Below are 15464 nucleotides of genomic sequence, written 5' to 3'. Positions count from 1 at the left end.
GAGGAAATCTGAATGAGCGATACAGCAAAAAAAGGGATCCTTGTAGTCAGCTTTGGCACCAGTCACGAGGACACCAGAGTAGTGACCATTGATGCAATTGAAAAAGAAATTGGAGCTGCTTTTACAGATTGTAAAGTTTATCGCGCATGGACAAGCAAGATGATCCTTGCCAGAATTTCAAAGAGAGATCATATTCACTATGACAATGTGACAGAAGCAATGGAGCGTATGAGAACAGATGGAATCACAGAGGTGATCGTCCAGCCTACGCATGTAATGAACGGTGTGGAAAATGACCTTATGAAAAAGGATGTTCTGGCGTGTGCGGATCATTTCCAATCTGTGAAATTCGGAGCTCCTCTGCTTACAACAGAAGAAGATAATGAGTATGTGGTGAAAGCGGTTGCAGATGAGTTCCCTGTAATTAAGGATAAGGAAACGGCACTTGTGCTTATGGGGCATGGAACCGAGCACTACGCAAATGCCGTTTATGCCGCACTGGATTACAGATTCAAGGATATGGGATATGAAAATGTGATCGTAGGAACTGTGGAAGGTTATCCTGAAATTGACCAGGTCCTGAAACAGCTTGGAAAATGCGGGGTAAAAAAAGTGGTAATCGCACCGTTTATGATCGTTGCCGGTGACCATGCGAAAAATGACATGGCAGGAGAGGAAGAAGACTCCTGGAAAAATATCATCAGCAAAGCTGGCTATGAAGTGCAGACAGTTCTGAAAGGACTGGGGGAATATGAAAGTATTCGAAAACTCTTTGTGGAACATGCGAGGGAAGCGGTATGATTAAAATTGGGACACTGACCTGCCTTCACTCCAATAATGTATGTGCCAGAGTGGGATGCCTGAAGGCCTTTCAGAATCGCAGTGACTTTTTTGATGGATATTCTCCGGACACACTTCTGGGAGCAATGATGACCTGTAATGGATGCAAAAGTATAAATCCCAAAGAACCGGATGTAGATGAGGGAATTCTGGAAAAAATAGACAGGCTGGTCAGCGAAGAAATTAAGGTAATGCATGTGGGAGCCTGTCGTCTGGACAGGGAGAAAAAAGAGTGCCCACGAATTGCCAAAATCTGTGAGATGATAGAATCCAGGGGAATCCAGGTGGTAAGAGGAACTCATAGAGAATCCTGAAACAGGATAGAGAAATCGTATAGGGGAAACTTCCAGGCAGATTGTGGAAAATAGTCTGTCTGGAAGCTTTTTTATTGCTGTGTTTTGCCTGGCTTTATTGACAATATACGCAGGAATTAGTAAAATGAGCGGTGGCAGAAAATGATATTTAAGGAGAATTACATAAGATGAGTATTTCTATGATTGGAATAGACCATAGTATGGCTCCCGTAGATATACGAGCCTTGTTTGCATTTACCAGAAAAAATGCAGGGGAGGCTATGGAAAAATTAAAGGAACAGCGGGGAATAGATGGCTGTATTATTCTTTCTACATGCAATCGCCTGGAGGTATGGGCAAGTGTGGATGATGAGGCAGAGCTTTCTTTATATAAAGAGCTTTGTAAACTGAAAAATATTAATGATGATCAGTACGAAATATATTTTACAAAGCGTGAAGGCCATGCTGCTGTGGAACATCTGTTTTACCTTGCATCCGGTCTGAAATCCCAGATACTTGGAGAAGATCAGATTCTTACTCAGGTAAAAGATGCACTGGGAATTGCCAGAGAGCATTTTACAACCGATGGAGCCCTTGAAGTGCTTTTCCGAATGGCTGTAACAGCAGGAAAAAAGATTAAAACTGAGGTGCCATTTTCTCATGGGAATCCGTCTGTGATCCATCAGGCGATAGAAATGCTTGACAGACAGGGCTATTGCGTACAGGATAAGGTCTGCATGGTGATCGGAAATGGAGAAATGGGAAAGGTTGCAGCCCAGGCTCTTATGGAAGCCGGTGCAGATGTGACTGTAACCGTGCGTCAGTATCGCAGCGGAATGGTGAATATTCCATTTGGATGTAAACGAATTAATTATGGCGAAAGAATGGACTATCTGCCTAAGTGTGATCTTGTAGTCAGTGCTACGGCAAGTCCGAATTTTACTTTGCGTGAGGAACTGTTTGAAAATCTGGAACTGGAAAAAAGTATTGTTCTCATTGATCTGGCAGTTCCAAGAGATATTGAACCAGAGGTGGGCAGGTTTGAAGGTGTGACTTTATATGACATGGACAGCTTCAAAACGGATGAGAAGCCTGCCGAGCTTCAGGAACATCTGGAGGCAGCAGGAAAAATCGTCCGTGAGCAGATGGATGAATTTTTCAAATGGCTGGAAGGGAAAGATCTGATCCCGCGTATACAGGAAATTAAAGAAAACGCAGTAAATGATTTTAATTTAAGAATTATGAAGCCTCTGAAAAACACTCATATGGAAGAGCTGGAAAAAGAGCAGCTGTTGAGTGCAGTGGACCGTGCAATGGAAAAGGTAGTAAACAAAATGCTGTTTGGACTCAGGGACAGCATGAATGAACAGGCATTTCTGGAATGTGTAGCAGGACTGGAGAAAACATATGAAAAATAAGCGTTATTTCCCACTGTATGTGGATTTATCGGATAAGAATATTGTGGTAGTGGGTGGGGGAACCATTGCCACAAGAAGAGTGAAAGCATTATTATTATTTACCAGGAATATTACAGTAATTGCGCCGAAGATGACAGCAGATCTCTGGGAACTGGGCAAGCTGGGAAAAATTCAGATCCAGCCCCGCCCTGTGAAAAAATCAGATTTCTCTATGGCTTATATGGTGCTGGCTGTTACGAATAACAGTGAGTTAAATGAGGAAATTTACCGTATCTGTAAAGAAGAGGGAATTTATGTAAATGTTGCAAGTGATAAGAATTTGTGCGATTTTTACTTTCCCGGAATTTGTCTGAAGGATGATATTGTAGTGGGAATCACGGCCAGCGGTGTCAATCACAAAAAGGCTAAGGCAGTAAGAGAAAAAATGCAGGCACTTCTGGAAGAACTGGAAAAAGATGAGGATAGTTATGAATAAAAAAGTTGTGATCGGAAGCAGGGAAAGCAAGCTTGCCGTACTGCAAAGCCAGATGGTGAAGGATTATATTGTATGCAGGCATCCGCAAATGGATGTGGAAATCCTGACTATGAAGACTACAGGAGACAAAATACTGGACCGTACTCTGGATAAGATTGGAGGAAAAGGCCTTTTTGTAAAGGAACTGGATCGGGCGCTTTTAGAGGGCAGAAGTCAGCTTTCTGTTCATAGCCTGAAGGATATGCCTATGGAAGTCCCGGAGAAGCTCCCCATACTTGCTTTTTCAAAAAGGGAAGACGTAAGAGATGTGCTGGTTCTCCCAAAAGGCTGTGATGTTCTGGATCCTTTGAAGCCTATCGGTTGTTCCAGCCTTCGCAGAAAGCTGCAGCTGAAAGAAATTTACCCGGATATGCAGGTGAAAAGTATTCGTGGAAATCTTCAGACCAGACTGGAAAAGCTGGATAGTGGAGAATATTCTGCGTTAGTTCTTGCAGCCGCCGGTTTGAAACGTCTGGGGCTTGAAAACAGGATCAGCAGGTATTTTGATACAGAAGAAATGATTCCGGCAGCGGGACAGGGAATTCTTGCAGTTCAGGGAATTGATGGTCTGGATTATGAGTTTCTGAAAGGGTATGATGATCTGCAGGCCCATCAGGCTGCAACAGCAGAGAGAGCCTTTGTAAAATATTTAAATGGCGGATGTACCTCTCCGGTAGCTGCCTATGGAGAAATCAAAGATGGTCAGTTGAAACTTACCGGTCTTTACTATGAAGAAAAGACTGGACATTATCTGAAAGGATATAAAACAGGAAATCCTTCAGATGCAGAAAAACTGGGAACTTCTCTTGCAAAAGAACTGCAGGAGCGCTGCAAAGTGGAATACAAAGAGTCTGGCTTGCAGGAAGACAACAAAAAAGAACCGGGAAAAGTCTGGCTGGTGGGAGCTGGTCCTGGAGATGTGGGGCTTTTTACAATGAAAGGTGCCCAGGTTCTGGAACAGGCAGATGTGGTTGTTTATGACAGCCTGGTAGGACAGGGAATCCTGACCAGAATTCCTGCTTCTGCAAAACTGATCAATGTGGGAAAACGTGCTGGCCACCATACTATGTCCCAGGAGAAGATTAACCAGGTTCTTGCTGATGAGGCAAAAAAGGGCAACCGGGTAGTACGACTGAAAGGCGGCGATCCTTTTCTTTTTGGACGAGGAGGAGAGGAACTGGAGCTTCTCACAAAGGAGGGCATTCCTTATGAAGTAGTTCCTGGTGTGACTTCCCCGATTTCCGTACCTGCATATAACGGAATTCCTGTGACACATCGGGATTTCTGTTCGTCTGTTCATGTTATCACCGGACATAAGCGCAAGGGAATGGAGTACGACATTGATTTTGAGGCGCTGGTACATACGAAAGGAACTCTTGTTTTTCTCATGGGAATCACTGCCATGGAGGATATCTGCAGTGGCCTTATGAAAGCTGGAATGGATCCGGATATGCCGGCTGCTGTTTTATCCAAGGGTACTACGGCTGGTCAGCAAAGAGTCGTGGCAACTGTCGCTACATTAAAGACAGCCTCTGATCAGGCGAAAATCCAGACACCGGCCATTATTGTGGTAGGAAAGGTCTGCACTTTGGCAGATGATTTTGCCTGGTATGAGAAATTACCTCTGGCAGGCTGGAAGATTCTTGTCACCCGGCCAAAGGAGAATATTTCCAGAACTGCGGCCCTTCTTCGGGAGAAAGGTGCAGAAGTACTGGAACTTCCATCCATCAGTATTATCCCTCTGGAGGATCAGAGCAGACTGTACCAGGCCTTTTCTCATATCCGCAGCTATGACTGGCTGGTATTTACAAGTCCTGCAGGCGTGGAAGTTTTCTTCAGGCAAATGGAGAAAAAGAAGATCGACCTGCGTTCTCTTGGAAATGCAAAAATCGCGGTGATCGGTGAGGGCACAAAGAAGAAGTTTCTGGAAAGAGGAATCTATCCGGATTTCATGCCTTCTGTTTATGATGGAAATACCCTTGGAAAAGAACTTGGCGCTCTTTTAAATGGAACAGAAAAGATTCTGATTCCAAGAGCCTCCCTTGGAAACAGGGAGCTGGCAGAAGAACTGAAAAAAACAGGTGCACAGGTGGATGATGTTCCGACTTATGAGACCGGATATGTAAGCAGTCCTCTTATTAATGAGAAGAAAGAATTTGAAGAGGGCACCATTGACCTGGCTGTATTTACCAGTGCTTCCACAGTGAAAGGCTTTGTGGAGAGTACCAAAGGACTTGATTATTCCAGGGTTCGTGCTGCATGTATTGGAAAACAGACTCGTGCAGCGGCGGATTCTTATGGAATGCAGACATATATGTCAGAAAAAGCAACCATCGACAGTCTGATCGAACTGGTTGAGACACTGAAGAGGAGTGAAGAAAAATGGAACTGATTAAGAGACCTAGAAGATTAAGGGGCAGTGCAAATTTGCGAAAAATGGTGAGAGAGACCAGAATGGACAAATCTTCTCTTATCTATCCGCTGTTTGTAATGGAAGGAAATGGAATCCAGGAAGAGATTCCTTCCATGGAAGGGCAGTACCGTTACAGCCTGGACCGTCTTCCCTATAAGCTGGAGCAGTTGGAAAAAGCAGGGGTAAACAGCATTATGCTTTTTGGAATCCCGGCTCATAAGGATGAAGTCGGAAGCGGCGCTTACGCTCAGGATGGTATTGTACAGAAGGCACTTCGGGAAGCAAAGAGCAGATTTCCAGAGATGTATTATGTGACAGATGTGTGCATGTGTGAATATACCTCTCACGGTCACTGCGGCGTTCTTTGCGGCCATGATGTTGACAACGACAAGACATTGGAGCTTCTGGCAAAAACAGCTCTGTCTCATGCGCAGGCTGGCTCTGATATGATCGCGCCTTCCGATATGATGGACGGACGTGTTGCTGCCATCCGTAAAGAACTGGATCTGGGCGGTTATACCAATATTCCAATCATGTCTTATGCGGTGAAATACGCTTCTGCGTTCTATGGCCCGTTCCGTGATGCAGCCGGAAGTGCTCCTGCTTTTGGAGACCGCAAGAGCTATCAGATGGATTTCCACAATAGAAGAGAGGGAATGAAAGAAGCTCTTATGGATATTGAAGAAGGCGCTGATATTATTATGGTGAAGCCTGCCATGTCTTATCTTGATATGGTATCTGAGATCTCCAAGGCTGTGAATGTTCCGGTAGCTGCCTATAGTGTAAGTGGTGAGTATGCCATGGTGAAGGCGGCGGCAAAGATGGGCTGGATCGACGAAGAGCGGATCATTGGAGAAATGGCGGTGGGAGCTTATCGTGCAGGTGCCCAGATTTATATCACTTATTTTGCAGAAGAAATTGCAAAAATGATGGAGGAAGGGAGAATCGGATAATGACAAAGTCTGAGAAGCTTTTTGAGAGAGCGGTAAAAAGAATCCCCGGCGGTGTAAACAGTCCGGTGCGTGCATATGGCGCTATAGGAGAAGCACCGAGATTTATTGAACGTGCAGATGGCTGCTATATTTATGATGTAGATGGCAACCGCTATATTGATTACATAGATTCCTGGGGACCAATGATCCTGGGACACAATTTTCCTGCAATACGGGAAAGTGTTCTGAAGGCCTGTGAAAAAGGTCTGAGCTTTGGATGCGCTACAGAGATCGAAGTGGAAATGGCTGAATTTATCTGTGACAGAATCCCGCATGTGGATATGATCCGAATGGTCAATTCTGGTACAGAAGCTGTTATGAGTGCAATCCGTGTTGCAAGAGGTTATACGGGGAAAAATAAGATCATCAAATTTGCAGGCTGCTATCATGGACACAGTGATGCCATGCTGGTAAGCGCAGGTTCCGGTGTGATGACAAGTGGTGTGCCGGACAGTGCCGGTGTTCCAAAAGGCTGTACAGAGGATACTATGCTGGCAGCTTACAACGATCTTGGCAGTGTGGAGACTCTTTTTCAGCAGGCAGATGGCCAGGTGGCAGCAGTGATCGTGGAAGCAGTTGGAGCCAACATGGGTGTAGTTCCGCCAAGGGAAGGATTTCTGCAGGGACTTCGCGCTCTTTGCGACCAATACCATGCCCTTCTTATTTTTGATGAGGTGATTACCGGATTCCGACTTGCATTTGGCGGCGCAGCACAGTATTTTGGTGTAACACCGGATCTGGTTACTTATGGAAAAATCATTGGTGCCGGAATGCCGGTAGGTGCATATGGCGGAAGAAGAGATGTGATGGAATTGGTTGCTCCGGCAGGAAAAGTATATCAGGCAGGTACTTTAAGCGGAAATCCGGTAGCTATGGCTGCCGGGCTTACCCAGCTGAAATATTTGTATGACCATCAGGAAATTTACACGGAACTGGAGAAAAAGGGAGAGCTTCTCTACGGTGGAATGGGAAAAATCGTGAAAGAAAAAGGTCTGAATTACCAGATGAATTATGTGGGCTCTCTTGGAAGCCTGTTCTTTACGGGACAGCCTGTTGTAGATTATGTTTCTGCAAAATCTTCTGACACAGTGGCATTTGCAGAATATTTCAAAAAAATGCTGAATATGGGAATTCATATGGCTCCGTCCCAGTTTGAAGCCATGTTCCTGTCAGCGGCTCATACAGATGAAATTATTATGGAAACTCTGGATGCAGTAAAGCTTGTTCTTTGAAAATGTGTGTGGTATAATTTAGACACAATTACATAAAAGAAACCAGAATACGAGTTGCTGTAATAAAATGCGGCTGTAATAAATGAACCGTGGCAGAGGATTTACTGATATAGAGAATGCAGTAATATTCAGAGCTGCACAGTGACCCGCTACGCTGTAAAAAAGATCGGAAGAACAGCGTGAACGGACGGTTTCCAGAAAGAGACTGTAGGAGGCTAGACAAATGGGTAAGAAATATGTGGCTTATGTAGGAACCTATACTCACGGAACCAGCAAGGGAATTCAGGTTTATGACGTGAACCTGGAAGAAGGTACTCTCACAGAGAGAAGTGAAGTGGAAGTAAGTAATGCGTCTTATACCGCGGTATCCAAGAATGGAAAATACCTTTATTCTATCGAGGATGAGGGCGTTGCGGTATTCAAGCGTGATCATAATGGCGATTTGGCACGTATCAACAGCGTGGATATTGATGGCATGAGAGGTTGTTTCCTTGCTACAGACGTAGATGGCAAATATCTTTACGTAGCAGGTTATCACGATGGAAAGGTAACCGTTGTACACACTCATAAGGATGGACGTCTTGGAAGTGTTATGGACGGTGTTTTCCACACTGGTCTTGGAAGTGTTGCAGAGCGTAACTTCCGTCCTCACGTAAACTGTGTACGTCCTACTCCGGATAATAAATATCTCTGCGCAGTAGATAATGGAATTGACCAGATCAAGGTTTACCGTATCAATAAGCGGACAGATAAGCTGGAGCTGGTGGATATTGTAAGATGCCCGAGAGAGAGTGGACCGCGTATTATCCGTTTCAGTGCAGATGGACGTTTCGCATATGTGCTTTTTGAGCTGAGCAATGAGATTAAGGTTTATAGCTATAACGGAAATGGAGATGTTCCAGAATTTGAACTGCTTCAGAGCGTTTCTACCCTGGCGAAGAAGGAGGATGGAAATGTATCTCACAATGCAGCATCCGGACTTGCACTTGCACCAGACGGAAAGCATCTGTTCTGTACCACAGCCGGTGAGAATACAGTTGGTATGTTTGAAGTAGACGCTGAGACAGGACTTCTGGAGCGTAAGTTTGTCCTTCCGGTAAGTGGTGACTATCCGAAAGACCTTGTAATCTTCCCGGATAACCAGCACATTGCCGTTGCCAACCATTCCAGCAACAGCATTACCACCTTCAAGGTTGACTATGAGAAGAACATCATTATGATGAAAGGTAAGCCGCGTAAGATTGAGACTCCGAACTGCATCAATATCTGGCCGGTACCGGATGGAAATGATATTGAGGATTTGGAGGCATAGGTATATTTTTTCAAACACGCGTTAGTGTGAATAGTGAATTTTTTCACAGATTATAATAAATAATGAAGGCAGTTATCTGAATGAGAGAAAGATTCAGGTAACTGCCTTTTTGACGAATTTTAAAGATAAAAGTTTTTTACATAGTCCATGCGTGCACTCATATTGGAGAACATGGCATCTACCAGTGTGATGGCGGCCATGGATTCCACGACTACAACGGCGCGGGGCACGATCACAGGATCATGACGGCCTTTGATTTCGATGGAGGTGTTCTCGCCGGTAGTGGTAACAGTCTGCTGAGGCTGTGCAATGGATGGGGTTGGTTTGATGTGGGCGCGGAGGAGAATTTCACCGCCGTCACTGATTCCGCCTAAAATGCCTCCAGAGTGGTTGGTGGTCTTTACAATTCTGCCATTTTCCATGTGGAAGCCATCATTGTTTTCGGAACCCTTCATGGTGGAAACCTTTACACCATCGCCGATTTCCACTGCTTTTACGGCGCCAATAGACATCAGTGCCTGGGCAAAAGCTGCATCTAGTTTTCCAAATACAGGATCTCCAATGCCAGCAGGAACGCCGCTTATACGGCACTCGACAACACCGCCTGCACTGTCCTCCTCTTTCATGCATTTCTCCAGATACTTGGCTGCTTTTTCTGCGGCAACCATATCTGGCATATAGAAAGAGTTTTCCGGTATTATTTCAGGGTGGTAGCTTTGGCATGAGACTGGTCCGATGGAACTGGTGTAGGCCTGCAGGGTAATACCAAGTTCTTTCAGAATCCTGGCTGCAATGGCTCCGGCGGCAACTCGGCCGATGGTCTCACGTCCAGAGGAACGTCCGCCGCCTCTGTAGTCGCGAAAACCATATTTACTGTCAAAACCAAAATCTGCATGTCCAGGGCGATAGGTCTGCGCGATATTTCCGTAATCCCGGGAACGCTGGTCTTTGTTCCGCACGATCATGGAAATGGGGGTGCCAGTGGTCTGTCCCTCAAAGATTCCGGAAAGGATTTCGACTTCATCTCCTTCATTTCGGGCAGTGGTGTAACGGCTTTGGCCAGGCTTCCTTCTGTCCAGATAAGTCTGTATATCTGCCTCCGTAAGGAAAAGTCCTGCTGGAACGCCATCTACAACGGTGCCCAGTGCCTTGCCGTGGGACTCTCCCCAGGTAGTTACTGTAAATTTTTTTCCAAATGTTGACTGACTCATAGGCATAAATCCTTTCTTCTTCGGACTGCAGCAATCGCCAGTTGTGGAGGGAAAACTGCTGTGCCGAATTAAAGTATGAATGTGATGTTAAAGACATTATAGCGAAATGCAAAAAATTTGTAAACCGAATCTATTAGAATTGACAAAATTTCCTGTAGAAATTATAATTAAGCGTGTATTTTTGAGGATAGGAGCCCTGTCTGACAGAAAAGTGGGACAGCTGGTTTTTATACAGAAGCAAGAGATTGGAAGGAGTGCAGCTTGTGGTAAGGATTTTTAAGACAATAGAGGGTGCGATCCATGAGATTCAGGAACCACAGGAGGATTGCTGGATTGCAATGACCAATCCCACTGCAACTGAGATCTTTGAGATGTCCGAAAGATTCGGAATCGAAGTAGATGATCTTCGCGCTCCTCTGGATGAGGAAGAGCGTTCTCGTATTGAAGTGGAAGATAATTATACACTGATCCTGGTAGATGTTCCTATGATCGAGGAACGCAATGACAAGGACTGGTATGGCACTATCCCTCTTGGTATTATTGTTACCAAGAAGATGATTTTTACCGTATGTCTGGAGGATACCCAGGTGCTTACCCGGTTTATGGAGGGAAGAGTACGTAATTTCTTTACCTATATGAAAACCAGATTCATTTTGCAGATCCTGTACCGCAATGCCACTATGTACCTGCATTATCTGCGTATTATAGATAAGAAAAGTGAACAGGTGGAGGAGAAGCTCCACATGTCCACCCGTAATCAGGAACTAATGGAACTGTTGGAACTGGAGAAATCCCTGGTTTATTTTACTACATCTCTTCGGTCAAACGAGGTAGTACTGGAGAAGCTTCTGAAGGTAGAGAGCATTAAGCAGTACCCGGAGGATACGGATCTTCTGGAAGATGTTATCATTGAGAATAAACAGGCAATCGAGATGGCCAATATATACAGCGGTATCTTAAGCAGCATGATGGGGACTTTTGCCTCGGTTATTTCCAATAACCTGAATGTGGTTATGAAGGTTTTGTCCGTTATCACGATTGTAATGAGTATTCCCACTATTGTGTTCAGTGCATATGGAATGAACCTGAGCCCTTCGGGAATGCCGTTTTCTGCTGACAAATGGGGATTTTTAGTGGTGATATTGCTGTCCATACTGGTGAGTATTGTGGCAGCTGTGATTCTGTCCAAGAAGAAATTTTTCTGAATAGGAGGATTACATGAAATTTATTGATAAGCTGGAACGAAAATTTGGAAGATTTGGTATTCCCAATCTCACAATTTACATGATTGTATGCTATGTGATCGGTTATGCACTGATGATCGTGAATCCAGGCATACTGAACTGGCTGAGCCTGGAACCAGCGTATATTCTGCGGGGACAGGTATGGAGACTAGTGACCTGGGTACTGTATCCACCGAGCACTTCCGGAGTATTATGGTTTGCAATTGCAGTTCTGTTCTTTTATTATCCAATTGGAACTTCTCTGGAGCGGACGATTGGAACTTTTAAATATACGTTGTATATTCTTTCGGGCGTGATATTTACAATTTTGGGAGCGTTCATTCTGTATTTCCTTCTCGGAGGAAATGTTCTGGTAGGAAACGTATTTTCTACTTACTATATCAGTCTGTCCACATTCCTTGCATATGCAATGTGTTATCCGGATATGCAGGTTCTGCTTATGTTTATCATTCCGGTGAAGATGAAGTGGATGGCAATTTTTTATGTGGTGATCGTTGTATATGAAATGATTCAGTACATTATGGCAGGTGCATGGTATTTGGTGATCCCGATTGTGGCTTCTCTGTTGAATTTCATTATTTTTTACTTTGGAACAAAGGATTTCAGCCGGTATAACCCGAAGGAGGTCCACAGAAGAAATGAATTCCGCAGAGCAATGGAACCCCAGGGACGTATGAAATCAGGCAGCGGCAGTGTGACCAAGCACAAATGCGCGATTTGCGGACGTACTGAGCTTGATGATCCTAATCTGGAATTTCGTTTTTGTTCCAGATGCAATGGAAATTATGAGTATTGCCAGGACCATCTTTTTACACATACACATGTGAAATGAAATTAATGTAATTGTTAACCGGTAACATTGCATGGCTGCTGTGAACGATGTGGGCAGCAGCCAGCAAATGACTGAAAAGACAGAGGGAAAGACTGCTTATGAAGAGAACAAAAATTATCTGTACTATGGGACCAGCATCCAGTAAGAAAAATACTTTAAGAGCTATGATGCGTGCCGGAATGGATATTGCACGTTTTAATTTTTCCCATGGTTCTCATGAAGAACACAGGGGAAGAGTAGACATGGTCAAAAACCTACGGGAAGAACTGAATATTCCGGTTGCCCTGCTTCTTGATACAAAGGGACCGGAGATCCGTACCAAGCTTCTTAAGGATCATAAGAAGATTACATTGGAGGCTGGAAGCGAATTTACACTTACTACCGGTGATATAGAGGGAGATGAGACCAGAGTCGCCATCACATATGAAAATCTTTACAAAGATGTGAAAAAAGGCGGTAAAATCCTGATTGATGATGGTCTGATCGAACTGGAGATTGAGAATATTAAGAATGGGGATATTGTCTGTCGTGTCTTAAACGGCGGCGAGCTTGGAGAGCGCAAAGGAATCAACGTCCCTTATGTGAAAGTGAAGCTTCCGGGAATTACAGAGCAGGACAAAGAGGATATTCTGTTTGGAATTACACAGGAGTTTGATTATATTGCAGCTTCTTTTGTACGTGACGCAAAAGCGATTAAAGAAATCCGTCAGCTTTTAGATGAAAATGGCGGACATGATATTGGAATCATTGCCAAAATCGAGAATGCCGAAGGTGTTGAAAATATTGATGAGATCATCAAGGCCGCAGATGGTATTATGGTTGCCAGAGGCGATCTTGGCGTGGAGATTCCTCCAAGTGAGGTTCCTTATATCCAGAAAATGATCATCCGCAAGTGCAATGAGAACTATGTTCCGGTTATTACTGCTACCCAGATGCTGGATTCCATGATCCGTAATCCACGTCCTACAAGAGCTGAGGTGGCAGACGTTGCCAATGCTATTTACGACGGTACAGATGCGATCATGCTTTCCGGTGAAACTGCAGCTGGTAAATATCCGCTGGAAGCACTGAAGATGATGGTGGAGATTGCACAGACCACAGAGCCTCACCTGAATTATGAGGATTATACCCATAACCGCAATATGTGTGGTGAGAGCAGAGTGTCCAGTGCTGTGGGACTGGCTGCAGTGCAGACTGCAAGAGATCTGAAGGCCAAGGCCATTGTGACTCCTACCTTTGGAGGAAGAACAGCCAGACTGATTTCCAATTTCCGGCCGGAAGCTCCTATTTATGCTGTCACTCCCAATGATACGATTCTGCATAGACTTCAGCTTGTATGGGGCGTTACACCGCTGAAAGGATACGAGAAGGATTCTACAGAGCACATTATTTCCCAGGCCATGAGCGTTGTCCGCAGAAAGCGGCTCGCAAAGAAAGGAGACCTGATCGTATTTACGGTTGGAGATCCTGCTACCAATATGACCCGGGAAGGTGCTGTAACAAATATGCTGCATGTGATTGAAGCCAAATAAAGCTGTCACATGATCTGATTTGTTGCAATAGAAAAATTACTTTTTAAGCGCAGCGAGTGCTGTATTTTACAAACGAGGAGAAACTATTATGAAAAAGACACCTTTTGTAACACTGGAGAAGGTACAGGAAATTGCCGAAAAATATCCCACCCCATTTCATCTTTATGATGAGAAGGGCATCCGGGAAAATGCACAGGCTTTAAAGGAAGCTTTTGCATGGAACAAGGGCTTTAAGGAGTTTTTTGCAGTAAAGGCAACCCCGAACCCGTTTCTGATCAAGATTCTGCAGGAATATGGCTGCGGATGTGACTGCTCATCCATGACAGAACTGATGCTTTCCAAAGCTATCGGATGCAAGAAGGGAGACATTATGTTTTCCTCTAATGACACTCCGGATAAAGAGTTTAAATATGCAGATGAGATCGGTGGAATTATCAATCTTGATGACATCACTCATATTGAGAGTGTAGAGAAAGCTGTTGGAAAGATTCCGGAGATCATTAGCTGCCGTTATAATCCTGGTGGAGTGTTCAAGATCAGCAATGATATTATGGATAATCCTGGGGATGCAAAATATGGCATGACTACGGAGCAGATTTTTGATGCATTTCGTATCCTGAAGAGTAAGGGCGCCAGGGAGTTTGGAATTCATGCATTTCTTGCCAGCAATACAGTGACGAACGATTACTACCCGATGCTTGCGAAGGTTATGTTTGAACTTGCTGTGAAGCTTCAGAAGGAGACTGGGGCGCATATTAAATTCATCAATCTTTCCGGTGGTATTGGTATTCCTTATCGCCCGGAGCAGACTCCAAACGATATTCGTGCAATTGGAGAAGGTGTACGCAAGGTATATGAAGAAGTTCTGGTTCCGGAAGGAATGGGAGATGTAGCTATTTATACAGAGCTTGGACGATTCATGATGGGACCTTATGGCTGCCTGGTAACAAAAGCGATTCATGAGAAGCACACTCACAAAGAGTATATCGGTGTGGACTCCTGCGCAGTAAACCTTATGCGGCCGGCTATGTACGGTGCTTATCATCATATTACTGTTCTTGGAAAAGAGGATCAGGTTTGCGATCACCTGTATGATATCACAGGATCTCTTTGCGAGAATAATGATAAGTTTGCAATTGACCGTTATCTTCCGAAGATTGATATGGGAGATTATCTGGTGATTCATGATACTGGCGCACATGGTTTTTCCATGGGATATAATTACAATGGTAAATTGAAATCTGCGGAGATCCTTCTTCACGAAGATGGAAGCTTCGATATGATCCGTCGCGCCGAGACCCCAAGAGATTACTTTGCAACTTTCGACTGCTTCCCGATTTTTGAGAAAATGCTGGAGGATGAAGACCGGGCGTAATTACTTATGAGTAAAATAAAAACAGTTTGATGCGTTTGGCTTGCAGACTGTGTAAATGAAAAGAGGAACCGCTGAGTTGCTGGCGGATCCTCTTTTGCTATATAGAAAGAATTTCTTCGGAACAGTTTGGGATAGATGGTCAAAAGTATGAACCCGCGAGGTAAATGCGGGGCAGATTTTTGACAATCCTTGACATTTTTTGAAATTCTGAGCAACAAAAAATCCCGCAAAATCAAGGACTTGACGGGATTTATAT

13 protein-coding genes are annotated in these 15464 nt (G+C 44.4%); 12 read left to right on the top strand and 1 reads right to left on the bottom strand.

What is annotated here, in order from left to right; all coding sequences use genetic code 11:
- The first annotated feature begins 12 nt into the window (after window positions 1-12).
- The 8 genes from AB5642_RS04010 (at window position 13) to AB5642_RS03975 (ending at window position 9014) form a co-directional block, all read left to right on the top strand.
- Window positions 13-801 (top strand): sirohydrochlorin cobaltochelatase, encoded by a 789-nt coding sequence (locus tag AB5642_RS04010; RefSeq protein ID WP_148462849.1) that lies wholly within the window; start codon window positions 13-15, stop codon window positions 799-801.
- Entirely contained in the window at window positions 798-1154 is a 357-nt protein-coding gene (locus AB5642_RS04005) for a CGGC domain-containing protein (RefSeq protein ID WP_148462848.1), read from the top strand. The genes AB5642_RS04010 and AB5642_RS04005 overlap by 4 nt, the downstream gene beginning before the upstream one ends.
- 167 nt (window positions 1155-1321) lie before the next feature.
- Window positions 1322-2551 carry a glutamyl-tRNA reductase gene (gene hemA / locus AB5642_RS04000; protein WP_173718124.1) on the top strand — a complete coding sequence of 410 codons (1230 nt, stop codon included), beginning with the start codon at window positions 1322-1324 and terminating at the stop codon, window positions 2549-2551.
- Window positions 2541-3026 carry a bifunctional precorrin-2 dehydrogenase/sirohydrochlorin ferrochelatase gene (locus AB5642_RS03995; RefSeq protein ID WP_148462846.1) on the top strand — a complete coding sequence of 162 codons (486 nt, stop codon included), beginning with the start codon at window positions 2541-2543 and terminating at the stop codon, window positions 3024-3026. Before hemA ends, AB5642_RS03995 begins: the two co-directional genes overlap by 11 nt.
- On the top strand, window positions 3019-5457 hold the full coding sequence (cobA, locus tag AB5642_RS03990) for a uroporphyrinogen-III C-methyltransferase (RefSeq protein ID WP_118579976.1): 2439 nt from the start codon (window positions 3019-3021) through the stop codon (window positions 5455-5457). The genes AB5642_RS03995 and cobA overlap by 8 nt, the downstream gene beginning before the upstream one ends.
- On the top strand, window positions 5448-6431 hold the full coding sequence (hemB, locus tag AB5642_RS03985; RefSeq protein WP_173718125.1) for a porphobilinogen synthase: 984 nt from the start codon (window positions 5448-5450) through the stop codon (window positions 6429-6431). Before cobA ends, hemB begins: the two co-directional genes overlap by 10 nt.
- Window positions 6431-7702: a glutamate-1-semialdehyde 2,1-aminomutase gene (hemL, locus tag AB5642_RS03980; RefSeq protein ID WP_173718126.1), complete on the top strand. Its 1272-nt coding sequence runs from the start codon at window positions 6431-6433 to the stop codon at window positions 7700-7702. Before hemB ends, hemL begins: the two co-directional genes overlap by 1 nt.
- Window positions 7703-7925: 223 nt before the next feature.
- On the top strand, window positions 7926-9014 hold the full coding sequence (locus tag AB5642_RS03975; RefSeq protein WP_173718127.1) for a lactonase family protein: 1089 nt from the start codon (window positions 7926-7928) through the stop codon (window positions 9012-9014).
- 119 nt (window positions 9015-9133) lie between these two features.
- On the opposite strand, the gene aroC is transcribed toward AB5642_RS03975, so the two are convergent.
- A complete protein-coding gene (aroC, locus tag AB5642_RS03970) occupies window positions 9134-10225 on the bottom strand; it encodes a chorismate synthase (protein ID WP_173718128.1) in 1092 nt (363 codons plus the stop codon).
- Window positions 10226-10488: 263 nt separating this feature from the next.
- Between aroC and AB5642_RS03965 the strand changes: the two genes are divergently transcribed.
- The 4 genes from AB5642_RS03965 (at window position 10489) to AB5642_RS03950 (ending at window position 15208) form a co-directional block, all read left to right on the top strand.
- Complete coding sequence (locus AB5642_RS03965) at window positions 10489-11430, top strand: magnesium transporter CorA family protein (protein WP_148462836.1); 942 nt, start codon at window positions 10489-10491, stop codon at window positions 11428-11430.
- Between the two features lie 13 nt (window positions 11431-11443).
- A complete protein-coding gene (locus tag AB5642_RS03960; RefSeq protein ID WP_148462835.1) occupies window positions 11444-12301 on the top strand; it encodes a rhomboid family intramembrane serine protease in 858 nt (285 codons plus the stop codon).
- Between the two features lie 98 nt (window positions 12302-12399).
- Entirely contained in the window at window positions 12400-13833 is a 1434-nt protein-coding gene (gene pyk / locus AB5642_RS03955) for a pyruvate kinase (protein WP_148462834.1), read from the top strand.
- Between the two features lie 88 nt (window positions 13834-13921).
- Window positions 13922-15208 carry a diaminopimelate decarboxylase gene (locus tag AB5642_RS03950; RefSeq protein ID WP_173718129.1) on the top strand — a complete coding sequence of 429 codons (1287 nt, stop codon included), beginning with the start codon at window positions 13922-13924 and terminating at the stop codon, window positions 15206-15208.
- Window positions 15209-15464: the final 256 nt, after the last annotated feature.

The organism is Ruminococcus sp. 1001136sp1_2201st1_G3_2201SCRN_220225 (genome assembly GCF_040924365.1).
Taxonomy (GTDB): domain Bacteria; phylum Bacillota; class Clostridia; order Lachnospirales; family Lachnospiraceae; genus Blautia_A; species Blautia_A faecis.
Note: the sequence above shows the minus strand (reverse complement) of the source record. Positions and strands in the feature narration are given on the sequence as shown.